The 26295-nt window shown below is 59.7% G+C and carries 26 protein-coding genes; 12 read left to right on the forward strand and 14 right to left on the reverse strand.

The genetic code is table 11. The annotated features are described in order from the left end of the window. The first annotated feature begins 163 nt into the window (after positions 1-163). Genes PKE98_RS19040 through PKE98_RS19050 form a run of 3 tightly spaced genes read left to right on the forward strand, consistent with a single transcriptional unit; the run spans position 164 to position 3316 of the window. A complete protein-coding gene (locus PKE98_RS19040) occupies positions 164-391 on the forward strand; it encodes a PP0621 family protein (protein ID WP_271196902.1) in 228 nt (75 codons plus the stop codon). Next, entirely contained in the window at positions 381-1973 is a 1593-nt protein-coding gene (locus tag PKE98_RS19045) for a sensor histidine kinase (RefSeq protein WP_271196903.1), read from the forward strand. Before PKE98_RS19040 ends, PKE98_RS19045 begins: the two co-directional genes overlap by 11 nt. 2 nt (positions 1974-1975) lie before the next feature. Continuing rightward, positions 1976-3316, forward strand: a complete 1341-nt coding sequence (locus PKE98_RS19050) for a sigma-54-dependent transcriptional regulator (RefSeq protein ID WP_271196904.1) — start codon at positions 1976-1978, stop codon at positions 3314-3316. On the opposite strand, the gene PKE98_RS19055 is transcribed toward PKE98_RS19050, so the two are convergent. Beyond that, positions 3317-4417 (reverse strand): NAD(P)/FAD-dependent oxidoreductase, encoded by a 1101-nt coding sequence (locus PKE98_RS19055; protein WP_271196905.1) that lies wholly within the window; start codon positions 4415-4417, stop codon positions 3317-3319. A gap of 208 nt (positions 4418-4625) precedes the next feature. On the opposite strand from PKE98_RS19055, the gene PKE98_RS19060 reads away from it, so the two are divergent. Genes PKE98_RS19060 through PKE98_RS19085 form a run of 6 tightly spaced genes read left to right on the forward strand, consistent with a single transcriptional unit; the run spans position 4626 to position 11471 of the window. After that, positions 4626-5114 carry a GspH/FimT family pseudopilin gene (locus PKE98_RS19060; RefSeq protein WP_271196906.1) on the forward strand — a complete coding sequence of 163 codons (489 nt, stop codon included), beginning with the start codon at positions 4626-4628 and terminating at the stop codon, positions 5112-5114. Further along, positions 5111-5587: a type IV pilus modification protein PilV gene (gene pilV / locus PKE98_RS19065; RefSeq protein ID WP_271196907.1), complete on the forward strand. Its 477-nt coding sequence runs from the start codon at positions 5111-5113 to the stop codon at positions 5585-5587. Before PKE98_RS19060 ends, pilV begins: the two co-directional genes overlap by 4 nt. Beyond that, positions 5584-6570, forward strand: coding sequence for a PilW family protein (locus PKE98_RS19070; RefSeq protein ID WP_271196908.1), 987 nt, complete (start codon positions 5584-5586; stop codon positions 6568-6570). Before pilV ends, PKE98_RS19070 begins: the two co-directional genes overlap by 4 nt. Next, entirely contained in the window at positions 6567-7049 is a 483-nt protein-coding gene (locus PKE98_RS19075; RefSeq protein ID WP_271196909.1) for a pilus assembly PilX family protein, read from the forward strand. The genes PKE98_RS19070 and PKE98_RS19075 overlap by 4 nt, the downstream gene beginning before the upstream one ends. A 28-nt stretch (positions 7050-7077) precedes the next feature. Then, positions 7078-10998, forward strand: coding sequence for a pilus assembly protein (locus tag PKE98_RS19080; RefSeq protein WP_271196910.1), 3921 nt, complete (start codon positions 7078-7080; stop codon positions 10996-10998). Positions 10999-11006: 8 nt separating this feature from the next. Further along, positions 11007-11471 carry a type IV pilin protein gene (locus PKE98_RS19085; RefSeq protein WP_271196911.1) on the forward strand — a complete coding sequence of 155 codons (465 nt, stop codon included), beginning with the start codon at positions 11007-11009 and terminating at the stop codon, positions 11469-11471. A 70-nt stretch (positions 11472-11541) separates the two neighbouring features. Here the strand turns inward: PKE98_RS19085 and ispH are convergent, their stop codons facing one another. From ispH to murJ, 6 genes are all read right to left on the reverse strand, one after another. Next, positions 11542-12486: a 4-hydroxy-3-methylbut-2-enyl diphosphate reductase gene (gene ispH, locus PKE98_RS19090; protein WP_271196912.1), complete on the reverse strand. Its 945-nt coding sequence runs from the start codon at positions 12484-12486 to the stop codon at positions 11542-11544. A 62-nt stretch (positions 12487-12548) separates the two neighbouring features. After that, positions 12549-13001: an FKBP-type peptidyl-prolyl cis-trans isomerase gene (locus PKE98_RS19095; RefSeq protein WP_271196913.1), complete on the reverse strand. Its 453-nt coding sequence runs from the start codon at positions 12999-13001 to the stop codon at positions 12549-12551. Next, a complete protein-coding gene (gene lspA / locus PKE98_RS19100) occupies positions 12994-13500 on the reverse strand; it encodes a signal peptidase II (protein WP_271196914.1) in 507 nt (168 codons plus the stop codon). Before lspA ends, PKE98_RS19095 begins: the two co-directional genes overlap by 8 nt. Then, a complete protein-coding gene (ileS, locus tag PKE98_RS19105; protein WP_271196915.1) occupies positions 13493-16324 on the reverse strand; it encodes an isoleucine--tRNA ligase in 2832 nt (943 codons plus the stop codon). Before ileS ends, lspA begins: the two co-directional genes overlap by 8 nt. Before the next feature lie 10 nt (positions 16325-16334). Beyond that, positions 16335-17273 carry a bifunctional riboflavin kinase/FAD synthetase gene (gene ribF / locus PKE98_RS19110; RefSeq protein ID WP_271196916.1) on the reverse strand — a complete coding sequence of 313 codons (939 nt, stop codon included), beginning with the start codon at positions 17271-17273 and terminating at the stop codon, positions 16335-16337. A 109-nt stretch (positions 17274-17382) separates the two neighbouring features. Next, complete coding sequence (gene murJ / locus PKE98_RS19115; RefSeq protein ID WP_271196917.1) at positions 17383-18927, reverse strand: murein biosynthesis integral membrane protein MurJ; 1545 nt, start codon at positions 18925-18927, stop codon at positions 17383-17385. A gap of 256 nt (positions 18928-19183) precedes the next feature. On the opposite strand from murJ, the gene rpsT reads away from it, so the two are divergent. After that, positions 19184-19462, forward strand: a complete 279-nt coding sequence (gene rpsT, locus PKE98_RS19120; RefSeq protein ID WP_110617416.1) for a 30S ribosomal protein S20 — start codon at positions 19184-19186, stop codon at positions 19460-19462. A 100-nt stretch (positions 19463-19562) separates the two neighbouring features. Here rpsT and PKE98_RS19125 read toward each other — a convergent pair whose 3' ends face one another. The 5 genes from PKE98_RS19125 to rplU all read right to left on the reverse strand — a co-directional run bounded on the left by PKE98_RS19125 (position 19563) and on the right by rplU (position 23268). Continuing rightward, the gene (locus tag PKE98_RS19125; RefSeq protein ID WP_271196918.1) at positions 19563-20024 is read right to left on the reverse strand and encodes a CreA family protein; all 462 of its coding nucleotides are present in this window, start codon (positions 20022-20024) and stop codon (positions 19563-19565) included. Between the two features lie 43 nt (positions 20025-20067). Beyond that, entirely contained in the window at positions 20068-21186 is a 1119-nt protein-coding gene (gene proB, locus PKE98_RS19130) for a glutamate 5-kinase (RefSeq protein WP_271196919.1), read from the reverse strand. Between the two features lie 91 nt (positions 21187-21277). After that, positions 21278-22501, reverse strand: coding sequence for an Obg family GTPase CgtA (gene cgtA, locus PKE98_RS19135; RefSeq protein ID WP_271196920.1), 1224 nt, complete (start codon positions 22499-22501; stop codon positions 21278-21280). 160 nt (positions 22502-22661) lie between these two features. Further along, positions 22662-22919 (reverse strand): 50S ribosomal protein L27, encoded by a 258-nt coding sequence (gene rpmA / locus PKE98_RS19140; protein ID WP_084615145.1) that lies wholly within the window; start codon positions 22917-22919, stop codon positions 22662-22664. Positions 22920-22956: 37 nt separating this feature from the next. After that, positions 22957-23268, reverse strand: a complete 312-nt coding sequence (gene rplU, locus PKE98_RS19145) for a 50S ribosomal protein L21 (RefSeq protein ID WP_108098632.1) — start codon at positions 23266-23268, stop codon at positions 22957-22959. A 243-nt stretch (positions 23269-23511) separates the two neighbouring features. Here rplU and PKE98_RS19150 point away from each other — a divergent pair, with 243 nt between their 5' ends. Further along, on the forward strand, positions 23512-24480 hold the full coding sequence (locus tag PKE98_RS19150; RefSeq protein WP_271196921.1) for a polyprenyl synthetase family protein: 969 nt from the start codon (positions 23512-23514) through the stop codon (positions 24478-24480). A 141-nt stretch (positions 24481-24621) separates the two neighbouring features. After that, positions 24622-24864, forward strand: coding sequence for a PA4570 family protein (locus PKE98_RS19155; protein WP_108098630.1), 243 nt, complete (start codon positions 24622-24624; stop codon positions 24862-24864). A 222-nt stretch (positions 24865-25086) separates the two neighbouring features. Here PKE98_RS19155 and bamJ read toward each other — a convergent pair whose 3' ends face one another. Together bamJ and PKE98_RS19165 are read right to left on the reverse strand one after the other, a co-directional pair. Beyond that, positions 25087-25713 carry a BamJ family beta-barrel-assembly machinery protein gene (gene bamJ, locus PKE98_RS19160; RefSeq protein WP_271196922.1) on the reverse strand — a complete coding sequence of 209 codons (627 nt, stop codon included), beginning with the start codon at positions 25711-25713 and terminating at the stop codon, positions 25087-25089. Positions 25714-25784: 71 nt separating this feature from the next. Then, complete coding sequence (locus PKE98_RS19165; protein ID WP_271196923.1) at positions 25785-26273, reverse strand: TIGR00645 family protein; 489 nt, start codon at positions 26271-26273, stop codon at positions 25785-25787. Positions 26274-26295: the final 22 nt, after the last annotated feature.

Below are 26295 nucleotides of genomic sequence, written 5' to 3' on the forward strand. Positions count from 1 at the left end.
GATGTGATCGGATACCGCCGATGCTGCCCAACGTTCGGCTCATCCCGACCTCCAACCCCACGCCGTCAAAACGTCGCAGCAATCACACTGCGTGGCAGTTCCCGGCTGTGCTGGCGCCGCGACCTTGGCTAAACTGCCTGCCTTACGAAAAGAAGAGTCACTTATGGGACGCCTGTTGATCTGGATCGGTTTGATCGTTGTCGTGTACTGGCTGTGGCGTCGCGCCCAGCGCCCAGCGCCGGCCAAGCCCAGTATCGGGGAAGCGCAGCCGATGGTCCGCTGCGCGCACTGCGGCGTGCACACACCGCGTGCCACTGCCTTGAGCCAAGATTCGCAATGGTTCTGCAGCCAAGCCCATCTTCAGCAAGGTGCCTCACCCAGTGACCGGTGAACCCCTGGCCCTGAGCAGCCAGCAAGGGCAGCGCATTCTCAAGATCTACCACCTGTACCGAATTGCAATCGGTGTGATGTTGGTGGTGCTGATTTCCAGCGACCTGGATAACCAGTTGCTCGAACTGGCCAACGACAAACTGTTCAAATACGGCAGTTGGCTGTACCTGATCCTCAATGGCTTTATCGCGCTGACGGTGCGACGCCCGCAACACCTGGCCCAGGTGTTCAGCCTCAGCATGGTAGACGTCATACTGCTATCCGGGCTGTTCTACGCCGCGGGTGGAACACCGAGCGGCATCGGCAACCTGGTAATCGTGGCGGTGGCCATTGCCAACATTCTGCTGCGCGGGCGGATCGGCCTGCTGATTGCGGCAGTAGCGGCGATCGGCTTGATCTACCTGACCTTCTATCTGAGCCTGAGCGACCCCGCCGCCGCCTCGCAATATGTACAAGTCGGTGCACTGGGTGCGTTGTGCTTTACGGCGGCGCTGTTCGTTCAGGGCATCACCCGTCGCCTGCAGGTGAGTGAAACCCTGGCGGAAAAACGCGCTGCCGATGTCGCCAACCTCGAAGCCCTCAACGCCCTGATTCTGCAACGCATGCGCACCGGCATTCTGGTGCTCGACGGTCAACATCGCGTACTGCTGGCCAACCAGGGCGCCCTGAGCCTGCTGGGGCGCGACGAGCTGGCGGGAAAAATTCTCGACCCGCACAGCCCGGACCTGATGAAGCGCCTGCAACACTGGCAGCGCAACCCTACCCTGCGCCCCTTGAGCATGCAGGCGGTTGCCGATGGCCCGGTGCTGCAACCCAGCTTTGTCACCCTGCAACGCGGTGAACAACAAGACACCCTGGTGTTTCTCGACGACATCTCGCAAATCGCCCAGCAAGCTCAGCAGCTCAAACTCGCCTCGCTGGGCCGCCTGACCGCCGGTATCGCCCATGAAATCCGCAACCCGCTGGGCGCCATCAGTCATGCCGCGCAGTTGCTGCAGGAGTCTGAAGACCTCGACGGTCCCGACCTGCGTCTGGCGCAGATTATTCAGGACCACTCGCGACGCATGAACCTGGTGATCGAGAACGTGCTGCAGCTGTCGCGCCGGCGCCAGGCCGAGCCGCAGTTGCTCGACCTCAAATACTGGCTGCACCGCTTTGCGGCGGAATTTCGCACCACCACCAGTGAAAACCAGTTGCTGCACCTGGACACCACCGGCGGCACTATCCAGACGCGCATGGACCCCAACCAGCTCACCCAGGTGCTGACCAACCTGGTGGAAAATGGCCTGCGCCACAGTGCCATGCAACACAAGCAAGGCCAGGTGTGGCTCAAGCTATTCCGCGACGCCGACAGCGACCTGCCGGTACTGGAGGTGCTGGACAACGGCGCCGGCGTGCCCGTCGAACACCTGCAGAATATTTTCGAGCCCTTCTACACTACGGAAAACAAAGGCACGGGCCTCGGCCTGTACATCTCCCGCGAACTCTGCGAAAGCAACCAGGCCCGTCTGGACTATAAAACCCGTGATGTCGGCGGTGGCTGCTTCCGCATTACCTTCGCCCACCCGCGCAAACTGAGCTGACCATGACCGCCCGGCAAAAAGCCCTGATCGTCGACGACGAGCCCGATATCCGCGAACTTCTGGAAATCACCCTCGGCCGCATGAAGCTGGACACCCGCAGTGCCCGCAACGTCAAAGAAGCCCGCGAGTGGCTGGCCCGCGAGCCTTTCGACCTGTGCCTGACCGACATGCGCCTGCCCGACGGCACTGGCCTGGAACTGGTGCAGCACATTCTGCAACGCCACCCACAGGTGCCGGTGGCCATGATCACCGCTTACGGCAGCCTCGACACCGCCATCAATGCCCTGAAAGCCGGCGCATTCGACTTCCTGACCAAACCGGTGGACCTTGGCCGCCTGCGCGAACTGGTGGCGACCGCTTTGCGCATTCGCAGCGGCGATGGCGAGGAAGTCACCGTTGACGATCGACTACTCGGCGACTCGCCGCCCATGCGCGCCTTGCGTAAACAGATCCTCAAATTGGCGCGCAGCCAGGCGCCGGTGTACATCAGCGGCGAATCAGGTAGCGGTAAGGAACTGGTGGCCCGCCTGATCCACGAACAAGGCCCGCGCACCGAGCTGCCGTTTGTGCCGGTGAACTGCGGCGCCATTCCGTCCGAGCTGATGGAAAGTGAATTCTTCGGCCATAAAAAAGGCAGCTTTACCGGCGCCATCGAAGACAAACAAGGTCTGTTCCAGGCCGCTAATGGCGGCACCCTGTTTCTCGACGAAGTGGCCGATCTGCCGCTGGCCATGCAGGTAAAACTGCTGCGCGCGATTCAGGAAAAAGCCGTGCGCACGGTGGGAGGCCAGCAGGAAGTGGTAGTGGACGTGCGCATACTTAGCGCCACCCACAAAGACCTGGCCGCTGAAGTGGCCGCCGGGCGCTTCCGCCAAGACCTGTACTACCGCCTGAACGTGATCGAACTGCGCGTGCCGGCGCTGCGTGAACGCCGCGAAGACATCGCCCAGCTCAGCGAGGTGATGCTCAAGCGCCTGGCCGAAGGCACGGGCCTGGCCGCCGCAAGCCTGGATGCCGATGCCCTGGAAAAGCTCAAGAACTACCGTTTTCCCGGCAACGTCCGCGAGCTGGAAAACATGCTGGAGCGCGCCTACACCCTGTGTGAAGACGACCGCATTCAAGCCAGCGACCTGCGCCTGGCCGACGCCGGCACGCCGGGCGAAAACGGCGAAGCCAGCCTGGCTCAGATCGACAACCTTGAAGACTACCTGGAAAACATCGAGCGCAACCTGATCATGCAAGCGCTCGAAGAAACCCGCTGGAACCGCACCGCAGCGGCCCAGCGCCTGGGCCTGACCTTCCGCTCGCTACGCTACCGCCTGAAAAAGCTCGGCATCGACTGATCAGCGCGCGCCCAATCGACCCTGCGGCGCATAAGGAGCAGGGTCGATAATGGGCGCATTGCCCAGCATCAGATCGGTCAGCAACTGGCAGGACGCCGGCGCCAACACCAGGCCATTGCGGTAATGGCCGCAGTTAAGCCATAAGCCGTCGAACCCCGGCACCGGCCCGATAAAGGGGATGCCCTCTGGCGAACCTGGCCGCAGCCCCGCCCAATGCCCAACCACCTGTGCATCCGCCAATTCAGGCAGCAATTCGATGGCTGATGCCTTGAGGCTGGCCAGCGCTTGCTCGGTCGGGGTTTTATCGAAGCCGCAATGCTCAAGGGTGCTGCCCACCAGAATATGGCCGTCCTTGCGCGGAATCGCATAACGGCCTTTGGCCAAGACCATGCTCGGCAGAAAGTCCGCTGCACATTTGAACAGGATCATCTGGCCTTTTACCGGCTCTACCGGCAGATCCAGACCCAGAGTCGCCAGCAACTCGCCGCTCCACGCACCTGCTGTCAGCACAACTCGTTCGCCGCGGATATCGCCCAGCGCCGTCTGCACACCGACAACCCGCGCACCCTCGCGAATAAAACCGCCGACGGCGGCCTGCTCATGAACCGTCACGTTCGGCATATTCAACAAGGCCGCGCGCAAGGCTTTGACCAGCCGCGGATTGCGCACATTGGCCACGCCACTCATATACACCGCGCGCTCATAGCCCGGGCCCAGCACCGGCACGGCGTCATATACCTTACTGACTGGCACCGAGGCGAGCGGCCGGCCGAGGTTGCTCGCCCAGGCCAAGGCTTCGGCCTCGTCATCCAGATCAAGCCAGTAAAGCCCCGTGACAAACACCTCGGGATCGACCCCGGTTTGCGCCAGCAACTGCTCGCCCAAACCCGGATAAAAATCCTGCGACCAATGGGCCAACGCCGTCACCGCCGGGCTGTAACGCCATGGGTAAAGCGGAGAAACAATGCCGCCGCCGGCCCAGGAAGACTCGCTGCCGACCTGCGCGCGGTCCAGCAACACCACAGCCTCGCCCTGCAGGGCCAACTTATAGGCCGACAACAGGCCCAGAGCCCCGCCTCCCACCACGATATTCAGCGCCACAGCCACTCCTGGTTACCGGTCTGCACGAAACAAGCCGCGCAAGAATGCTCAGTTTTAAACCTGACAACAAGGTCAATAACGCCGCAGCCGCCACCCTTTTATACGTATGCAAGCCGTACAAACCCAATAAGCGACCGAACATCCCCTAAATGTTTGTAGGAAATATCCGACCTGAGAGGATCCACTCACGAAACTCCAGAGGTTGATCATGCTTCGTTCCCGTGCATTTACGCTCATTGAGCTCTTAGTCACCATTGTGATCCTGGCGATCCTGAGCGCCATGGCCATGCCGGCGTTTACGTCGATGATCCAAAGCCATCGCTCGATGACGGTGTCCGAGGAGTTGACCACCGCCATTCAGTTGGCCCGCTCCGAAGCGCTCAAGCGCCGCAAAAACGTGATCATCTGCCGCAGCAATGACGCGCAGGATGACTGCGAAGACGGCGATGACTGGTCCAACGGCTGGTTGATTCGCCAAGCCGCGGGCGACGTTATCCGCGTGTGGGAACCTTCGACCACCACAACAGTTGCCGGGCCCAATGGCGGGCTGACCTTTCAGAGCAGCGGATTGAGCAGTGCGTCCGGCACGTTCGACGTTGAAGTCAGCGGCTGTGCCGACGGCAAGAAGCGCACCATCACCGTTTCTGCCACTGGCAACGCCACCCACAGCCAATCGACGTGCACGCCATCCTCATGAAAACACTCAACCTGCACCAGAAAGGCACCACGCTGATCGAAGTGTTGGTGGCGATGATTGTCCTCGCCATCGGCATTCTCGGTATTGCTGCCATGCAAACCACCAGCGTCAAGGCCAACCAGAGCGCTTACTACCGTTCCCAGGCCACGTTACTGGCGGCCGACATCACCGACAGAATGCGCGCCAACCGCGTTGTCGCCCTGGCCGGCAGCTACGACATCACCACGGCGCCCACCTCCTCGACCGCCAACGAAGTCGATGGCGACCAGGCCGCTATCGATAAAGCGCAATGGCTGAACCAGCTAGCCACCAGCTTGCCGGAAGGCACCGGGTCGATCACCCACGACAACAACAACGTGTTCACCGTCACCATCGTGTGGAATGACGGCCGCGGACGAATCAGATCAACCGAAGTGACCGACAGCGAAGACGCAGACAACACGGTCAACTTCACCTACAGAGCCAGACTATGAGACCCACCGCAGCCTTTGCCCAAAAAGGGCTATCACTGATCGAGTTGATGGTCGCGATGTTGCTGGCGCTGATTCTGATCGGCGGTGTCGTGCAGATTTTCCTGTCCAGCCGCCTGACCTATAGCACCACTTCTGCTTTGTCGGCCGTTCAGGAAAGCGGCCGCTTCGCCTCCGAGTTTCTGGCATTCGATATCCGCAATGCCGCTTACAAGGGCGAGTGCCTGGCCCCCATCAACAACCTGACCGGTTTGACAGACGCGCGCTTTACGCTGGACCTGGGCCTGGAGGGCTGGGACAACTCTGAGACCTCCTTGCCAACGTGGTTCGACGCCGATGATCGCCTCGAGGGCACCGATATCATTTTGCTGAAACATGCCGTTAATTCGTCCGGTGCCGTAGTGAACACCGGAGAAACGGTGGCGCCAGACGACACTGAAATAACCCTGGCGCAAGCCAGCGGCATTCCAACCGGCACCGTATTGGTAGCGTCCGACCCGATTGGTTGCGACATCTTCCTCAATCAGAGCGCCAATACCGACAGTGCAGTCAGCAGGGAGACATCGGGTACGTTCAGCCACGACTACGCCGACGATCTAGAAATCCTTAGCTACCAGAGCGCCGTTTATTTCATCAAAGCCGGCGCGGCGGGTGAAGTGCCTTCGTTGTGGCGCATTCGCTACAACAACGGCTCGGCAGGTATGGCCGCTGAGCAGATGGTTGAAGGCGTGCAGGACATGCAGATCCAGTACGCCGTTGGCGACGCCAATCTGGCCATCACCGGGGACTACGTGGATGCAGATGACATTACCGACTGGAGCAAAGTGGTTTCCGCACGCTTTTCGCTGCTGGTAGTGAGTCGCGACGCCAATGTCGTTGCGCAAAACCAGGTTATTTCCTTCAACGGCGCTGACGTAACCATTGAAAACCGCCGCCTGGCGCAAGTCTTTACCTCCACAGTCGGAATCCGGAATCGCCTGCCATGACGCCAATCCATTCTTCGTTTTCTTCGCGTAAACAAAACGGCGCGGTGCTGATCGTGGCGTTGGTCATGCTGTTGCTGCTGACCATTATCGGCATCAGCAGTATGCGTGGCACCACCATGCAAGAGCGCATGGCCGGCAACATGCGAGACCAGAGCCAGGCATTCCAGGCCTCTGAAACGAGCTTGCGCCGCGGGGAACTGGCGGTTCGCAACCTGTCGGTTTCAGAGATTCAAAACCTGACGACGGCGCCGAGCTGGCAGAACTCGGATGCCGTAACCGGTTTGCCGACTGCACCTAAATACAAGCTCACACCGATTCCAGGTGTAACGATCAAAAAAGCAGGCGAAAGCATTGGCGCTGGTAGCGCAGTGGAAATGGCCGTCGTACGCGTTGAGGCAGAAGGTTACGGCGCGTCGGAGAACGACGACGGCACCCCGGGTTCCACTGTTTCTGTTCGCTCCATTTATGTCAGACGTTAATTTTTCAGTTTCCAGCGGAGCGAGCAGCATGATTCTCCAGCCCACATTCAAGAAGCTGAAAGCGTTCAGCACCTACTTCGTTTTGGCCCTTGGTATTTTTACCGGCGCCAATGACGCCAATGCGGTCATTTCCCAAGCGCCCCTGGTAGCCGGCAGCACCGCGGTACCCGGCAGCCTGGCGCTAACGCCCTCGGTGGAATACCCGACGATTTTGACCCTGGCGAACCTGGGGACCTACAGCGCCAATACAGTGTACGCGGGCTATTTCGATTCAAAAAAATGCTACACCTACACGTATATAGCGAACGAGACGACCACTAACGTCAGCCGCTTTACGCCTAGCAGCGTAGCCACCACCGCCACCTGTGCGAACAACCTTAATAATGGACTTTGGAGCGGCAACTACCTGAACTGGGCCGCTACACAAACGATCGACCCCTTTCGCAGCGCACTGACTGGCGGATACCGGTATGTCGATACCACGACCCTCACGGTACTGCAGAAGGCCCGCCATACGGGGCAAGGCGGCTACAACTCCGAGCGCACTATTTCGGCTACCGTTGCAGGTTCCAGCGCCACGGTTAGAACCCGACTCAACAGTGGTGGCACCGGCTACGGCTACAAAATGCAGATTACGTTAGGCGACAACTGGTCGACCTATTGCACGCGTAGCAACGGTTGCACAGCACAGCAACTTACCAACAAAACCACGAGTACTTATCAAGGCGGCGCCTTGGCGGCAGGGGTCGTGTATGAGGCCTCGGTTCGAGTAGAAGTGTGCAAGGCCACCATGCCTGAATCCAACTGCGTGCAATACGGCAGCAACTGGAAACCCGAAGGGCTGATTCAGCAATATGCCGGGGATTTGCGCTATAGCGTTTTCGGCTATTTGAACGACTCCAGCGCCACTCGCGATGGCGGTGTGCTTCGTGCGGCGCAAAAGTACGTCGGCCCGACCTTGGGCGATCTGACTGACAACACTAAAAAGGAATGGAGTGCGACCACGGGTGTAATGGTCCAAAACCCGGACAGCATCACGTCCAGCATGGGTGTCACCATCGAAAACAGTGGCGTGCTTAATTACCTCAATAAATTCGGCGAGCTCACTACAAACCTGCACAAATCCTTTGACCCGGTGAGTGAGCTTTACTACACCGCCATTCGCTATTTCAAAGGTATGCAGCCGGTATCTACCTATTCCAGTTATACGGCGGCAAACGGCACTGACGGGAGCACGGCGGTTTGGGCCGACAAGTTCCCGGTAATTTCCAACTGGACCGGCATGGACCCTGTCACCTACGCCTGCCAGAAAAACTTCATTCTTGGCATTGGCGACACGAACAGCCACAAGGATAAAAACCTGCCAAGCGCTGAAGCGACCAGCGGGACCAATGAGCCTGCCAAGCCTCAGGCGGTAAGGGACGACACCACTGTCGATGTCGTGGCAGCGACTCGCCAAGTGCAAACGATCGAGAGAAACGACACCCCTGCAATCGATTTGAAAGTTACAGCGGCCGACTTCCGCGGCGGCAACAACAACTCTGCTTATATAGTTGGTTTGGCATACGACTCTCACACCAAGGACATCCGCCCACAGATTGACGGGTCACAGACCGTCTCGACTTTCTGGGTGGACGTACGCGAGGGCGGGACATTACAGGCCAGGGCACTTAACCAGTATTGGCTGGCGGCCAAATACGGTGGCTTTAAGGTGCCCACCAACTATGGCAATCCTTATGAGCGTACCACTACGCTGGATACCGCCTGGTGGACCAACAGCACCGCAGATGCGCCAGACCTGACCGCCAACAACGACATGCGCCCGACCAACTTCTTTGTCGCCAGCGATGCGACCTTGATGATCAAGTCGTTGAAATCGGCGTTCGCAAACATCGTGGCGCAGTCTGCAGGCACCGCGACCGCCTTGGCATCCAACTCCACGCAACTCGATACCGGCAGCGCCATTTTCCAGTCCGCATTCAATAACACGCACTGGAGCGGTGACTTGTCGATGAAAACCATCGACGATGGCGTCGTGCAACCCGCGTCCTGGAGTGCCGCTGCGGTGCTGGATGCGCGCAACGGTGTAACCACGCGCAATATCTATACAGCTAACACGTTGACCCCCAGCTCTGACGCGACCTACTCGACCTCCACCACTGGCGTAAACTTCGATTGGAGCACCCTCGACGCAGATACCAAAGCCGCGTTAAAGGCTACATCCAGCGATGCCACCTCGGTGGGTGACTCGGTAGGCGAACTACGGGTTAACTACCTGCGCGGTGATCGCACACAGGAGCGTACGGCTAATTCGTCCACCCAACCGTTCCGCCAGCGTGGCAGCCGCCTTGGCGACATCATCAACTCGGACCCAGTGTTCATTGCCAAGCAAGACTATGGCTACAACCTGCTGCGCAGCAGCCGCTGGACATCGAATGGCGCTACAGCGGGTGCGGCCTACCTGACGTTCCGCTCCAGCGACAGCTATCAGGGGCGTACCCCGCTGGTGGTGGTGGGCGCGAACGACGGCATGCTTCATGGTTTTAATGCCTCTGAGACGCGCTCCGCCGGTGGAGGCGACGAGTTGTTCGCCTACGTGCCGCGCAGCATTGCCGGTCAGTTGTACCGCCTTACATCCCCTGATTACGTTCACCGCTATTACGTGGACGGCCCTGCCACGTCCTCGGACGCGTGGATCAATGATGAGTGGAAAACACTCGTGGTCGGCACCACAGGCGCCGGCGGCAACAGTGTATTTGCACTCGACGTGACCAACCCTTCCAGCATGAGCAGCTCCAACGTTCTCTGGGAATTCACGGCACCCGACATGGGCGCCACCATGTTCAAGCCATCGATCATTGCCCTGGCCAACGGAAAATTCGCCGTACTGGTCAGCAGCGGCTACTCCAACTCCGCTGTAACAGCCGGGCACGTGTGGCTGCTGGATGCAGCCGATGGCTCGGTAATCAAGAAATTCGACCTGCCGACTACCGGCTACCTGGGCGAACCGTTGGCCATCGACTTGAACAATGACCGTATGGCCGAACGCGTTTACGTAGGCGATACCATGGGCAAACTCTGGCGCATCGACCTCAATGGCACCTCCGTCAATGGCTGGGGTGTGCCGAGCTCGCTGGAGTCTGGCGGCGAGCCTGGCCCGCTGTTTACCGCACAGGACGACGAAGGCAACGTGCAACCTATCACTGCGCCGCTTTCCGCAGCGCTCAACAAGGATGGCAACCCCATCATCCTGTTCGGTACCGGCACGTTTTACCAAACCACCGACACCGACCTGACGTTGACGCAACACACTGACAGCTTCTACGGCATCATCGACACCGGCGCCGTGGTGGCAACCGACCGGTCGACGTTGCAGGCGCAGCGAATCATCAAACAGGCGACAGCGTCGGGTCAGTTGAAAGGCCGTGTGCTAAGCAACTCCACTATCTCTTCCAGTAGCGAAGGCTGGTACCTGGATCTGCTCTGGAAGGCAGCTGATGGCGGCTCGGACAGCCTCACTGGCGAGCGAGTGGTTTCCCGTGCCGTGATTCGCAGCGGCGTGGTGGTGTTTGCTACGTTGACACCGTCCGCCGACCCCTGCACCGGCGGTGCAACGAGCTGGATCATGGCCATTGACCTGTTCAGCGGCGGCCGACTGACTTACGATTTCTTCGATATGAACGGCGATGGCTCGCTCAGCGACGACGACTCCTACACCGATGAAGAAACCGGTACTGATATTCCGTACTCCGGGCGTTCGAACTCGACCGAAGGTGTGGTCAAAACCCCAACGTTCTTCAACGGCAATGGCTCCGACGGTTCTGGTGGTGGCGACGATGACGATGACCTGATCTGCATCGCCGGCTCGAAAAGCGGTGAGGCCACCTGCAGCCCAGCCCCTAAAGGCACACGCCTCTCTGACCGTGTGTCCTGGCGCGAATTGAGATAAGGAAACCTATGAGTCAACTAACCCAAAACGGAGCCCGCGCTGCCCAGCGCGGCTTCACCCTGCTGGAACTCATGATTGTGGTGGCGATCATTGGCATCATCTCTGCCATCGCCTACCCCAGCTACATGAACCACGTGCGTACGGCCCACCGCGCCGACGCAGAAGCCTCGCTGGTGGAGCTGTCCCAATTCATGGAACGCCACTACACGGCAAACGGGTTTTATACCGATCCGGCTACCGGGGACGAGGCACCAGAACTGCCCTTCGACACCTCGCCGAAGGACGGTGGCAACGCGATGTATGACCTGAGCGTGAGTGCCATCAGCAATAACACCTTCACGCTTTCAGCAACGCCGGTAGACGGCAAGATGATGGCCGGTGATGGCTGCGCCAGCCTGACACTGACCAACACCGGCCTGCGCGGTGTCAGTGAGGACGCCACACTGGATAAAGCCGAGTGCTGGAAACGCTGATTCTTCCGACCCATAAAAAACCCCGCGAACGCGGGGTTTTTTATGGGTCCATTTCCAGCAAAGCCTCAGTTCAAATCGCCTTAACGCGCAATTCCTTCGGCATCGAAAACGTCACATTCTCCGGCCGCCCATCGAGTTCTTCAGCACCACTGGCGCCCCACTCCCGCAGCCTCTGCACCACGCCCAACACCAGCACTTCCGGCGCCGATGCACCGGCGGTGATGCCAATACGCGCGGCACCTTCAAACCAGCCTTGCTGCAGATCTTCCGCGCCATCAATCAGGTAAGCCGGCGTACCCAAACGCTCTGAGAGTTCCCGCAGGCGGTTGGAGTTGGAGCTGTTGGGGCTGCCCACCACCAGCACCACGTCGCTCTCGCTAGCGAGCTGTTTGACGGCGTCCTGGCGGTTTTGCGTGGCGTAGCAGATATCGTCTTTACGGGGGCCACCGATGCTGGGGAAGCGGCTGCGCAGCGCGTCGATCACACGACTGGTATCGTCCATCGACAAGGTGGTCTGGGTCACGAATGCCAGCGATTCGGGATTGCGCACCTGCAGGTTGGCAACGTCGGCTTCGTCTTCTACCAGGTAGATATCACCACCGTTACTGGCGTCGTATTGGCCCATGGTGCCTTCCACTTCCGGGTGGCCGGCGTGACCGATCAGGATGCACTCGCGGCCGTCGCGGCTGTAGCGGGCGACTTCGATGTGCACTTTGGTCACCAGCGGGCAGGTGGCGTCGAACACTTTCAGGCCACGGGCTTCGGCTTCCTTGCGTACCGCCTGGGAAACGCCGTGGGCGCTGAAGATGACGATGACGTTGTCCGGTACCTGGTCAAGTTCTTCAACGAAGATGGCGCCGCGGGCGCGCAGGTCTTCGACCACGAATTTGTTGTGGACCACTTCGTGGCGCACGTAAATCGGCGGGCCGAACACTTCCAGGGCACGGTTGACGATTTCGATCGCGCGATCGACGCCAGCGCAGAAGCCGCGGGGGTTGGCGAGTTTGATTTGCATGGCGGTCTCTTGCATGGGCTTGCCCTCATCCGCCCTGGGGCGGCTTCAAGGTAACCGGCCGATCAGGCCGGTTTGACCTCGATGATTTCCACCTGAAAGTTCAGGGTCTTGCCGGCCAGCGGATGGTTGAAGTCGATGGTGACCTGGTTGTCATCAAAGGCTTTGACCACGCCGGGCAGCTCGGTGTTGGCGGCGTCGTTGAAGATCACCAGCAGGCCGTCGGACAGCTCCATGCCTTCGAACTGCGAGCGCGGCATCACCTGCACGTTCTGCGGGTTGGGCTGGCCGAAGCCGTGCTCCGGCTCCACTTGCAGGGTGCGTTTGTCGCCGGCCTTGAGGCCGAACAGGGCAGCTTCGAAACCGGGCAGCAGGTTGCCGTCGCCCACCTTGAAGGTGGCCGGCTTCTTGTCGAAGGTGCTGTCCACCACATCGCCGTTTTCCAGGTTCAGGGCGAAGTGCAGGGTGACTTGCTTATCCGGGCCAATACGCTGTTCAGTTACTTGGGCTTCAGTCATGAACGGGCTCTCCGGATTTTTTACTCTTGAACATATCCAGGGCCAGCAGCACAGCGCCGACCGAGATGGCGCTATCGGCAATATTGAACGCCGGGAAATACCAGCGGTTCTGCCAATGCACGAGGATAAAGTCGATCACGTGGCCGAGTACGATGCGGTCGTACAGGTTGCCCAGTGCACCGCCAAGCACCAACGCCAAGGCGATGGCCAGCCAGGTTTCGTCAGCCTTCAGGCGTTTTAGCCAGACCACCAGGGTGGCGCTGACCACCACGGCGATCAGGGCAAACAACCAGCGCTGCCAGCCGGAACTGTCGGCCAGAAAGCTGAAGGCGGCGCCAGTGTTGTACGCCAGGGTCCAGCTAAACAGGTCGGGAATGACCACGATCTGCTGGTACAGGCTGAGGTTGGTTTCAAAGTACAGCTTGGTGGCCTGATCGAGGATCAGCACCAGCAGACTTATCCACAACAAGCTCAGTCGGCCAAAGCGCGCATTAGGCATAGTGACGAACCTCGCCAGCGCCGCTGATGTTGTCGACGCAGCGACCGCAGATTTCCGGGTGCTCCGGGTTCACGCCAACGTCTTCGCGGCAATGCCAGCAGCGCGCGCACTTGGCGTGGGCCGATTTCACCACTTTCAGTTTCAGGCCGGCTACTTCGGTAACCACAGCATCGGCTGGGGCACTGGCCAACGGCGCAACGGCGGCGGTCGAGGTGATCAGCACGAAACGCAGTTCGTTGCTGAGTTTGTTCAGATCGCTGACCAACGCGTCCTCGGCGTACAGGGTAACTTCGGCTTGCAGGTTGCCACCGATAGCCTTGGCTGCGCGCTGAACCTCCATCTCTTTGTTGACCGCCACTTTCACGGCCATGACGCGGTCCCAGTAGGCGCGGTCCAGCTCGAAGCCTTCGGGCAACGCCGTGAGGCCTTCGTACCAGGTATTGAGCATCACCGATTCGTTGCGCTCGCCCGGCAGGTATTCCCACAGCTCATCGGCGGTAAACGCGAGGATCGGCGCGATCCAGCGCACCAGCGCTTCGGCGATATGGAACAGCGCGGTCTGGCAGGAGCGACGCGCCTGGCTGTCGCTGGCGGTGGTGTACTGACGATCCTTGATGATGTCCAGGTAGAACCCGCCCAGCTCCTGCACGCAGAAGTTGTGCACCTTGGAGTAAACGTTCCAGAAGCGGTATTCGCCGTAGTGCTCTTGCAGCTCATTTTGCAGCAGCAAGGCGCGGTCTACCGCCCAACGGTCCAGCGCCAGCATGTCTTCGGCCGGCAGCAGGTCGGTGGCCGGGTTGAAGCCACTCAGGTTGGAAAGCAGGAAGCGCGCGGTGTTACGGATGCGGCGATAGGCATCGGCGCTGCGCTGCAGAATCTGATCGGAAACGGCCATTTCACCGGAGTAGTCGGTGGCCGAAACCCACAGACGCATGATGTCGGCGCCCAGGGTGTCGTTGACTTTCTGAGGCGCGATGACGTTGCCCAGCGACTTGGACATCTTGCGGCCGCTCTCGTCCACGGTGAAACCGTGGGTCAGCAGCTCGCGGTACGGCGCGTGGTCGTCCAGCATGCAGCCGGTGAGCAGCGAGGAGTGGAACCAGCCGCGGTGTTGGTCGGAACCTTCCAGATACAGGTCGGCGCGCGGGCCGGACGCATGGCCCATCGGGTGGGAGCCACGCAACACGTGCCAGTGGGTGGTGCCGGAGTCGAACCACACATCAAGGGTGTCGCTGATCTTGTCGTAGTTGCCGGCTTCAGCGCCGAGCAGTTCGGCAGGGTCGAGTTTGAACCAGGCTTCGATGCCTTCCAGTTCAACGCGCTTGGCCACTTCCTCCATCAGCTCGACGGTGCGCGGGTGCAATTCGCCCGTGGCTTTGTCGAGGAAGAACGGAATCGGCACACCCCAGTTGCGCTGACGGGAGATGCACCAGTCCGGACGGTTGGCGATCATCGAGTGCAGGCGTGCCTGGCCCCAGGCCGGCACGAACTGGGTGTCTTCGATGGCTTTCACGGCGCGTTGACGCAGCGTGTTGCCGGTGTTGGGTTGCTTGTCCATGCCAACGAACCACTGCGCGGTGGCGCGGTAGATCAGCGGCGACTTGTGGCGCCAGCAGTGCATGTAGCTGTGGCTGATGGTTTCGGTGTGCATCAGCGCGCCGACTTCGCTGAGTTTCTCAACGATGGCCGGGTTGGCTTTCCAGATGAACTGGCCGCCAAAGAACGGCAGCGATTCGACGTACACACCGTTGCTCTGCACCGGCGTCAGGATGTCGTCGTTGACCATGCCGTAGCGCTTGCAGGTCACGAAGTCGTCCTCACCGTACGCGGGCGCGGAGTGCACTACACCGGTACCAGCGCCGAGTTCGACGTACTCGGCCAGGTACACCGGCGAGAGGCGGTCGTAGAACGGGTGACGGAAGTTGATCAGCTCCAGCGCCGCGCCTGGCGCAGTGGCGATTACCGAGCCTTCCAGGCCGTAGCGGGTCAGGCAGGCCTGCACCAGCTCCTCGGCCAGAACCAGCAGCTGGTCGCCTACATCGACCAGGGCGTAGGTAAATTCGGGGTGAACGTTAAGCGCCTGGTTGGCCGGGATGGTCCACGGGGTAGTGGTCCAGATCACGATGGAGGCCGGCTTGCTCAGCGACGGCACGCCAAAGGCGGCAGCCAGTTTGGCTTCGTCGGCAACCGGGAAGGCAACGTCGATGGTCGAGGACTTTTTGTCCTGGTATTCCACTTCCGCTTCGGCCAGGGCCGAGCCGCAATCGAAGCACCAGTTCACCGGCTTCAGGCCTTTGAACACGAAGCCGCCTTTGACCATTTCGGCCAGGGCACGGATTTCGCCGGCCTCGTTGGCAAAGTCCATGGTTTTGTAAGGATTGGCCCAGTCGCCGAGCACACCCAGGCGGATGAACTCGACCTTCTGCCCTTCTACCTGCTCGGCCGCATAGGCACGGCACAGTTCGCGGGTTTTATCGGCAGGCAGGTTCTTGCCGTGGGTGACTTCGACTTTGTGTTCGATAGGCAGCCCGTGGCAGTCCCAACCCGGCACGTACGGCGCATCGAACCCGGACAGGGTTTTGGAGCGCACGATCATGTCTTTGAGAATCTTGTTTACGGCGTGACCGATGTGAATAGTGCCGTTGGCATAGGGCGGGCCGTCGTGCAGCACGAACTTGGGCCGATCCTTACCAATCTCGCGCAGCTTCTGATACAGGCCAATGCTGTCCCAGCGCTGCAGAATCTGCGGTTCGCGCTGTGGCAGGCCGGCCTTCATTGGGAAGGCGGTATCAGGAAGGTTCAGCGTGGCTTTGTAGTCGGTCATCTTTGGCTCTTCACTTAGGCGGTTGACCCTGCCATAGGGCACGGGCGGCGGCGACATCCGCGTGTATCGCCGTCTTCAGCGCCTCCAGGGAGGCGAAACGCTGCTCATCGCGCAGCTTGTGGTGGAAAGCCACCGTCAAACGTCGGCCATAGATATCGCCGACAAAATCTAAAAGATGCACTTCCAGGTGTGCGCTACCGTCGCCCTGCACCGTGGGCCGTACGCCAATATTGGCGACGCCGGGCCAGGGTTTGCCGTCGAGTTCGACAGTGACCAGATAAACCCCGGTCAACGGCACACGACGACGTTTGAGTTGTACGTTGGCCGTCGGCGTACCGAACTGGCGGGCCAGTTTCTGCCCGTGCAGAACGCGGCCGGAAATCTGGAATGGCCGGCCCAACAGGCGCTCGGCCAACGGGAAATCGGCTGCAGCCAACGACTCGCGAACCCGCGTGCTGCTGACGCGCAAGCCGTCGATTTCAACAGTGCTGGCCGCTTCCAGGGTAAAGCCTTCAACCTGCGCCGCTTGTTGCAAAAAGGCGAAATCGCCGGCGCGGTCGCAACCAAAGCGGAAATCGTCGCCCACTTCCAGGTGCTGAACGCCAAGGCCTTGCAGCAGAACGGTCTGCACAAATTCAGCGGCGCTGAGTTCACGCAAACGGCGGTTGAAAGACAGGCACAGCACGCGATCCACGCCGGCAGCGGCAAACAATGCCAGCTTGTCGCGCAACCGCGTCAAGCGGGGCGGCGCGGTGTCCGGGCCAAAGAACTCACGGGGCTGGGGCTCGAAAATCACCACGCAGCTGGGCACACCCAACTCGTCCGCGCGTTCACGCAGCCGTGCCAGGATGGCCTGGTGGCCACGGTGCACGCCGTCAAAATTGCCGATAGTGGCAACACAGCCCCGATGCTGGGGCTGCAAGTTTTGAAGCCCTCGAACCAGCTGCATAGGACGCTTCTTGCTCACAAAGTGGCCGATTATACGCACACCCGACGCCGGACAACAGGCAACACCCGTCGCGTGTTTGCACGTTTGTAAATAAGGGGTTTCTGGGAGATCAGGCCACCGAGCGACGGGCAAAATCGCGCAAACGAAAGCCCAGCAACAGCAGCACACCGAAATAGGCGGCGATACCAACCGCCACCAGCGCACCCAGGCGCAGCAAGCGCACTAGCATGCTGCCTTCGTCCCATGCTGGCATCACCGCCATCAGCCCGACCAGCACCGCCGCCATCACTAGCACCGCCACCACCAGCTTGAACAAGAACACACCCCAACCCGGCTGCGGCGTGAACAGCTGCTGCTTGCGCAACTGCCAAAATAGCAGCCCCGCATTCAGGCAGGCCGCCAGACCGATTGACAGCGCCAGGCCGGCATGCGGATACGGCAAGGTAAAGAAGAACACCAGGTTCATTAGCTGCGTGGCGGCGAGCGTCACCAGCGCGATACGCACCGGCGTGGAAATGTTCTGCCGCGCATAAAAGCCGGGCGCCAACACCTTGACCAGAATGATGCCGAGCAGCCCCACGGCGTAGGCGATCAGAGCGAACTGTGTCATCTGCGCGTCATGGGCGCTGAACTTGCCGTATTGGAACAGCGAGACCGTCAGCGGCTCGGAAATGATCGCCAGTGCCAACGCACACGGCAGCGCCAGCAGGAAACACAGGCGCAGCCCCCAATCGAGCAGACGCGAGTACTCGTCGGTATTTTTGCTGGAGAAGCTGCGTGACAGTGCAGGCAAAAGAATTGTACCCAACGCCACACCGAGAACGCCGGAAGGCAGTTCCATCAAACGGTCGGCGTAGTACATCCAGGACACGGAGCCGGCCACCAGAAAGGAGGCGAAGATGGTGTTGATGATCAGCGAAATCTGACTGACCGACACACCGAGAATGGCCGGGCCCATCTGCTTCATTACTCGCCATACGCCGGCATCGCGCAGGTTCAGACGCGGCAGCACCAGCATGCCGATTTTTTTCAGGTGTGGCAGTTGGTAGAGCAGCTGGAACAAGCCTCCGACCAGCACCGCCCAGCCCAGCGCCATCACCGGCGGGTTGAAGTAAGGCGTAAGAAACAGGGCAAAGACGATCATGCTGATATTCAGCAAGGTCGGCACAAAGGCCGGCACCGAAAAGCGGTTCCAGGTATTTAGAATTGCGCCGGCAAGCGAAGCGAGCGAGATCAGCAATATATAAGGAAAGGTCACGCGCAACAGGGATGAGGTCAGCTCGAACTTTTCCGGCGTGTCAGCAAAACCCGGGGCGGTTACCCAGATCACCCAGGGCGCGGCGATCATGCCGAGCGCGGTCACCACAGCCAGTACCAGAGTCAGCAGGCCGGACACGTAGGCAATAAAGGTACGCGTCGCCTCCTCGCCCTGCTGGGTTTTGTATTCGGCCAGAATTGGCACAAATGCCTGGGAAAAAGCGCCCTCGGCAAAAATGCGGCGCAGCAGGTTGGGCAGCTTGAAGGCGACAAAAAAGGCGTCGGTGGCCAGGCCCGCGCCGAAAATGCGCGCCACGATGGTATCGCGCACAAAGCCCAGCACCCTGGACAACATGGTCATCGAGCTGACCGCAGCCAGCGACTTGAGTAAATTCATAACGCTCGTTTCTACCGCATGAAGTATGCTGCGCCACCGAAAATCACGGCGCCGCGCTATAGGCCGCAAGGCAAAGGCGGCGAGTGTAGAACCGGCTGGCAAATAAATCACCCAATTGGGGTGGGTACGCTGGTCGGACTGCTGGTCGATCCGTAGTCAGCAAGGCTGATCCGCGCTTGACAAGCCTTCGACACATCGGCATGATTCGCGGCCTTATTTGTTTAGTCATTTCCTCAAAGTTTCAAGGAGCTCGACGGTGGCCAATACACCTTCTGCCAAAAAACGCGCTAAACAGGCTGAGAAGCGTCGTAGCCATAACGCCAGCCTGCGCTCCATGGTTCGTACCTACATCAAGAACGTGGTCAAGGCTCTCGACGCCAAAGACCTCGAACTTGCTCAGAAAGCGTACGTTCTGGCTGTGCCTGTAATCGACCGTATGGCCGACAAAGGCATCATCCACAAGAACAAAGCAGCTCGTCATAAGAGCCGCCTGAACGGTCACATCAAGGATCTCAGCCAAGCCGCTGCTGCCTAAGTGTGATGCGTTGAAAAGACCGGCCTAAGGGCCGGTTTTTTATTGCCCGAAAAAAAGCGAACGAGAAAAAGGCGACCCTCGCGGCTCGCCTTTTTTGTCCTTACTGGTGCCAGGGCAAGATCGGGATCGCGGTCACCGCATTCTGCGGGCTGCCCTCAATCACACGATCGCTGTAAACCAGGTACACCAGCGTATTGCGCTTCTTGTCGAAGAACCGCACCACCTGCATGGTCTTGAACACCAGCGAAGTGCGCTCTTTGAACACTTCCTCACCATCTTTGAGGTTAGCGGGCACCTGGATCGGCCCAACCTGGCGACAGGCAATCGACGCCTCCGCCCTGTCTTCCGCCAACCCCAAACCACCTTTGACGCCACCGGTCTTGGCGCGCGACAGATAACAGGTCACGCCCTCCACTTTCGGATCATCAAACGCCTCGACCACAATCTTGTCGTTCGGCCCGACCCACTTGAACACCGTCGACACCTGGCCAATTTCCTCAGCCGACGCGCTCAGCGCCAAGGGCAGCAGCAACGCGCCCAACCATCCATTGATCACTCGCACTGCACTCTCCTTTTACATCCATGGGCTTCGCCAGCAGGCGCGCTTACACCAGAATCAGATTGTCGCGATGCACCAGTTCAGGCTCGTCGACGTAACCCAGTAGACGCTCAATAGCATCGGAAGGTTGCCCAACAATCTTCTGCGCCTCGGCAGCGCTGTAGTTGGCCAGACCGCGAGCAATCTCGCGACCATCCGGATCGACGCACACCACCATTTCGCCGCGACGGAAATTGCCCTGCACGCTTTTCACACCAACCGGCAGCAAGCTCTTGTGGCTTTGCAGCAAGGCTTTTACTGCACCGGCGTCCAACTGCAAGGTACCGCGGGTTTGCAGATGCCCGGCCAGCCATTGCTTACGCGCAGCCAGCAGGCCGCGCTCGGGCGCCAGCAAGGTACCCAGGCGCTCGCCAGACTTGAGGCGCGCCAGCACCTGCTCAATAGCCCCACCGACGATAACCGTGTGCGCCCCGGAACGCGCAGCCAGCCGCGCGGCGCGCAGCTTGGTCTGCATACCGCCACGACCCAGCGCACCGCCCACGCCGCCTGCCACCGCATCAAGTGCAGGGTCATCAGCACGCGCTTCGTAAATCAGCTGAGCATCTGGGTTATGGCGCGGGTCGGCGTCGAACATGCCGTCGCGGTCGGTGAGGATAACCAGCAGATCAGCCTCCACCAGGTTGGCCACCAGCGCGGCAAGGGTGTCGTTGTCGCCAAAGCGGATTTCATCCGTGACCACGGTGTCGTTCTCGTTGATCACCGGAATAGCGCCCAGATCAACCAGCGTGCGCAGCGTGCTGCGAGCATTCAGGTAGCGCTTGCGGTCAGACAGGTCGTCGTGAGTCAGCAGAATCTGTGCGGTATGCCGGCCATGCTGAGCAAAGCTCGACTCCCACGCCTGTACCAGGCCCATCTGCCCGACAGCAGCAGCAGCTTGTAGCTCGTGAATGGCGCTCGGGCGCGACGCCCAGCCCAACCGGCTCATGCCCGCCGCCACGGCGCCCGAAGAGACCAGCACCAACTCGACGCCCGCCTCACGCAGCGCCACCATTTGCTCAACCCACACCGCCATGGCACCGCGATCCAGGCCACGCCCGTCAGCGGTCAGCAATGCACTACCGATCTTCACCACCCAGCGCTGAGCGCCAGTCACCTTGTCCCGCATCGTCATCCAACCTTGGCCAGAAGAGCGGCGCCATGCCGCTCGTGCGAATTAGTCAGCACAACGCCGCTAATTAGCGGCGTTGTGGTTTTACTCAGTCTCGAACGTAGATGATCTCTGGACCATCATCGTCATCTTCTTCATCCCAGAAGCCGTCATCGTTATCCTCGCTGCCGGCCACCTTGACGCCCGCGCGGCGCAACGCGCGCTTGTCGTCCAGCGCCTGCAGCTGGGCACGAGCCTCGTCTTCGATACGCCGATCCAGCTCCGCCAACTCCGCCGCATATTGCGGCTCTTCGGCGATGCGCAGGGAGCGCTCTTCGAGGTACTTCATGATATCGAAGCAGAGCTTTTCCGTGCCCTCTTTACCAATGGCCGAAATCACATAAACCGGACCGGTCCACTCCAGGCGATCAGTAATCTCCTTGACGCGAGCTTCGTGCTCTTCCTCAAGAATCTGGTCGGACTTGTTCAGCACCAACCAGCGATCACGCTCCGCGAGCGACGGGCTGAATTTGCCCAGCTCGGACACAATGGTTTCAGCCGCTTCAGCCGGATCACTAAGATCCAGCGGCGCCATATCGACAAGGTGTAGCAGCAACCGGGTACGTGCCAAGTGCTTGAGGAAACGGATACCCAGACCGGCGCCATCGGAGGCCCCTTCGATCAGCCCTGGAATATCGGCAACCACGAAGCTCTTGTAGCGATCAACGCTGACCACGCCAAGGTTTGGCACCAGCGTGGTGAACGGATAGTCCGCCACTTTCGGCTTTGCTGCCGACACCGAGCGAATAAAGGTGCTCTTGCCAGCATTCGGCAGCCCCAGCAGACCGACGTCCGCCAGCACTTTCAGCTCAAGCTTGAGGTCGCGGGACTCACCGGGCTTGCCCAAGGTGGTCTGGCGCGGCGCACGGTTGGTACTGGATTTGAAGCGGGTATTGCCCAGACCGTGCCAGCCGCCGTGGGCGACCATGATGCGCTGACCGTCTTTGGTCAGGTCACCAATGATGTCCTGGGTAGCCGCATCAATGATGGTGGTACCAACCGGCACACGCAGCACGGTGTCTTCACCCTTGCGCCCAGTGCAGTCGGCGCTGCCGCCGTTGGAACCGCGCTCAGCGTCGAAACGCCGGGTGTAGCGGTAGTCCACCAGAGTGTTCAGGTTTTCATCGGCGACCATATACACATGACCACCGTCGCCGCCGTCGCCGCCGTTCGGCCCACCGTTTTCGATGAACTTCTCGCGACGGAAGCTCATGCAACCGTTGCCACCATCACCCGCTTTTACAAATATCGATACTTCATCGACGAATTTCATCGGCACGCCTCCCGCCGCAATAGCGGGCTAGATAACACAAGGAACATAAGACTTTTGCAAAACCCAGCGAAACAGCTCCCGGTTGATTTTGCAAAAGCCTCAAGCATTCAGAAACAAAAAAGCCCCGTCGCGAGACAGGGCTTTTCCAGCAGCATCGCGATTAAGCCGCGACAACGCTCACGTAACGACGACCGAAGGCGCCTTTAACTTCGAACTTGATCACGCCTTCGACTTTAGCGAACAGAGTGTGATCTTTACCCATGCCAACGCCGTAGCCAGCGTGGAATTGGGTACCGCGCTGACGCACGATGATGTTGCCTGCTTTGATAGCCTGGCCGCCGTACATCTTCACGCCAAGGCGTTTAGATTCTGAGTCGCGACCGTTGCGGGTACTACCGCCAGCTTTTTTGTGTGCCATGAGTCAATACTCCTAATAAGGATTTGGGCCGAAAAAATTAGGCCGAAATACCAGTGATTTTGATCTCAGTGAACCACTGACGGTGGCCCTGACGCTTCATGTGGTGCTTACGACGGCGAAACTTGATGATGGTCACTTTGTCGTGGCGGCCTTGTGCAATCACTTCGGCTACAACTTTGGCGCCTTCAACAACTGGTGCGCCGATAGTGACGTCGTCACCATTGCCGATCAGCAGAACGCGATCGAAAGTTACGGCCTCGCCAGTGGCGATTTCGAGCTTTTCGATTTTGAGGTATTCACCTTCGGCGACTTTGTATTGCTTGCCACCGGTAACAATTACTGCGTACATAATTTTGCTCCGTTAAATCCTGCTCACCCAGCGCTTTATAGGAATAGTCGTCGGCTGGCATGGCTGCTTGGGGCCGGAAGGACGCCCTTGCAATTGCGTAAGGCAGGTGCTGCCCAGGGAAGTTCAGGGGCCGCGATTGTACGCAAGCCTTCGCGCCTGTGCAAGCACCCGCAGTGCTTGCCTTGACAGCCTCCCACCTGCCCCCTAGCATGCCGCGCAACCTTCGAGGAGCACTTGTCACTGATGCAACCACAGGCCTTCTATAACGTGGTGGCGGACGATTTTACCGCCGTCGATGGCATTATCAGACGACAACTGGTCTCCCGCGTTCCTCTCGTAGAGAAAATAGGCGACTACATCATCTCCGCCGGTGGCAAGCGCTTGCGCCCGCTGCTGGTTCTGCTCTGCGGCAAAGCCCTGGGCGGCCAGGGCGATGATTTGCGTCTGCTGGCTGCCACCATCGAATTTTTGCACACCGCTACCCTGCTGCATGACGACGTTGTCGACATGTCCGGCATGCGTCGTGGCCGCTCGACCGCTAACGCCCTGTGGGGCAACGCGCCGAGCGTATTGGTGGGCGACTTCCTTTATTCACGCTCCTTCGAAATGATGGTCGAGCTCGGCTCGCTGCCGGTGATGCAGATTCTGTCGCGCGCCACCCGCGTTATTGCCGAAGGCGAAGTGCTGCAGCTGTCCAAGGTGCGCGACGCCAGCACCACCGAAGAGACCTATATGGAAGTCATCCGCGGCAAGACCGCGATGCTTTTCGAAGCTTCGACCCACAGCGCTGCTGCCTTGATTGGCGCCACTGAAGAACAGTCTGCCGCCCTGCAAGCCTTCGGCGACAACCTGGGCGTGGCCTTTCAGTTGGTGGACGATCTGCTCGACTACCGTGGCGACGCCCAAACCCTCGGCAAGAACGTCGGTGATGACCTGGCCGAAGGTAAACCCACCTTGCCTCTGATCTACACCATGCGTGAAGGCACCGAAGAACAAGCCAGCCTGGTCCGCACCGCCATTCAGAAAGGCGGCCTGGAGGACCTGGAAAGCATCCGCGCTGCCGTTGAAGCTTCCGGCGCGCTGGACTACACCGCCAACCAGGCCCGCGACTTCGCCGCCCGTGCCATTGCCTGCCTGAACGTATTGCCAGCCAGTGAATATAAAGATGCGCTGATCGAGCTCAGCGAGTTCGCCGTAGCGCGAACTCACTGATCACCTGCCGCCACGCAAAAGCCCGGCCCCGCGCCGGGCTTTTTATTGCCACTGATCAAGCGCTACGCAGTCGTACAAATTAGCCCTTGCTATTATCTCAATAGGAATTATTCTCATCAAACCAAGACAAGGAGATGAGCCATGACCTATTTGATTGATGCCTGGCTGGACCGCCCTCACCCGTATCTACGCATTTTGCATCGCGATACCGGCAAGGTATGCGCCGTACTCGAAGAGGAAGCGCTGGACGAATTGCGCGAGCAAGGCGACCTCGACCTGACCGGCCTGAACTCCAGCGAACCCACTGTTTTAAAGGAGCTGGTGCGCAATCTGTTCCTGTTCTGCTACTCCCGCGCCTTGCGCCCGGCCTCTGAACTGCACTGATCGGGAACCCCACCCCTTGAAGTACCTAGCCCGAAAAAACAAAAGGCCGAGAGCTTCCACTCTCGGCCTTTTGCATTCTGGGCTCCCTGTGCGCAGAGAGCTCAAAACCGTAGCGAGCGAAGGTTTAGCAAGGCAAAAACAGGCGAGCAAGCGGAGTTGGCTGTAGCCAATGAGCATTGCGAGTCCGTTTTTAACGCCGCTAAACCGAGCGCAGTAGGTTTCTTACAGGATTTCCAGCAGCTCTACGTCAAAGACCAACACACTGTGCGGCGGGATGCTGCCAACAGCCTGGCCGCCGTAGGCCAGTTCGCTCGGCACGTACAGGCGCCATTTGCTGCCGGTACCCATCAGCTGCAGGGCTTCGGTCCAGCCAGCAATCACGCCACCCACCGGGAATTCCGCCGGCTGGCCGCGCTCGTAGGAACTGTCGAACACCGAACCGTCGGTCAGGGTGCCGTGGTAGTGGGTACGCACGGTGCTGTCGCGGGTTGGCTTGGCGCCTTCGCCTGCGGTCAGTACTTCGTACTGCAGACCCGATTCCAGGGTAACGATGCCAGCACGCTTGGCGTTCTCAGCCAGGAACGCACGGCCTTCGCCCGCAGCGGCTTCGGCCTTGGCAGCGGCCTCGGCTTGCATGATTTCGCGAATGACTTTGAAGCTGGCGGACATGTCTTCCTGGCTAACGCGGCTGGCGTGGCCACGGAACGCGTCGGTCAGGCCGACCAGAATGGCGTCCAGGCTTACGCCCGGTGGCGGGTTGTCGCGCAGTTGGTCGCCCAGTTGGCGGCCGATGCCATAGCTCACGCGGCTCTCATCGGTGGTGAAGGTGTCGATATTCTGTTCGGACATGGCGTTAACTCCGCTGAGGCCAAAAAAAGGGCGGCCAGACTAGCACACAAGCGCCGCCCAGCCGATGCCTGTCAGTGCTTGGTCAGCTTGTCCAGATAACCCATGGCAAAGGCCGAGATCACGAACGTCATGTGGATAATCACGTACCACATCAGGTATTGCGGCTCGATGTTCTTGGCATCCATAAACACCCGCAACAGGTGAATGGACGAGATCGCCACGATGGAGGCCGCCACTTTCATCTTCAGCGAGCTGGAGTCCATCTTGCCCAGCCAGCTGAGCTTTTCCTTGCCCTCGTCAATGTCCAGTTGGGAGACAAAGTTTTCGTAGCCAGAAATCATCACCATCACCAGCAGGCCACCCACCAGGGCCATGTCGATCAGCGACAACAGCACCAGGATCAGCTCGGATTCAGCCAGGGAAAAGATATTCGGCAGGATATGGAAGATTTCCTGAAAGAACTTCAGCGCCAACGCCAACAGGCCCAGCGACAAGCCGAAATAGATCGGGGCCAGTAGCCAACGGGTGGCGTACATCGTGTTTTCAATTAGACGTTCCATGGTCGCTCACAGCAGGTAAAAG

The sequence above is a fragment of the Pseudomonas turukhanskensis genome (assembly GCF_027922365.1).
Classification (GTDB): Bacteria; Pseudomonadota; Gammaproteobacteria; order Pseudomonadales; family Pseudomonadaceae; genus Aquipseudomonas; species Aquipseudomonas turukhanskensis.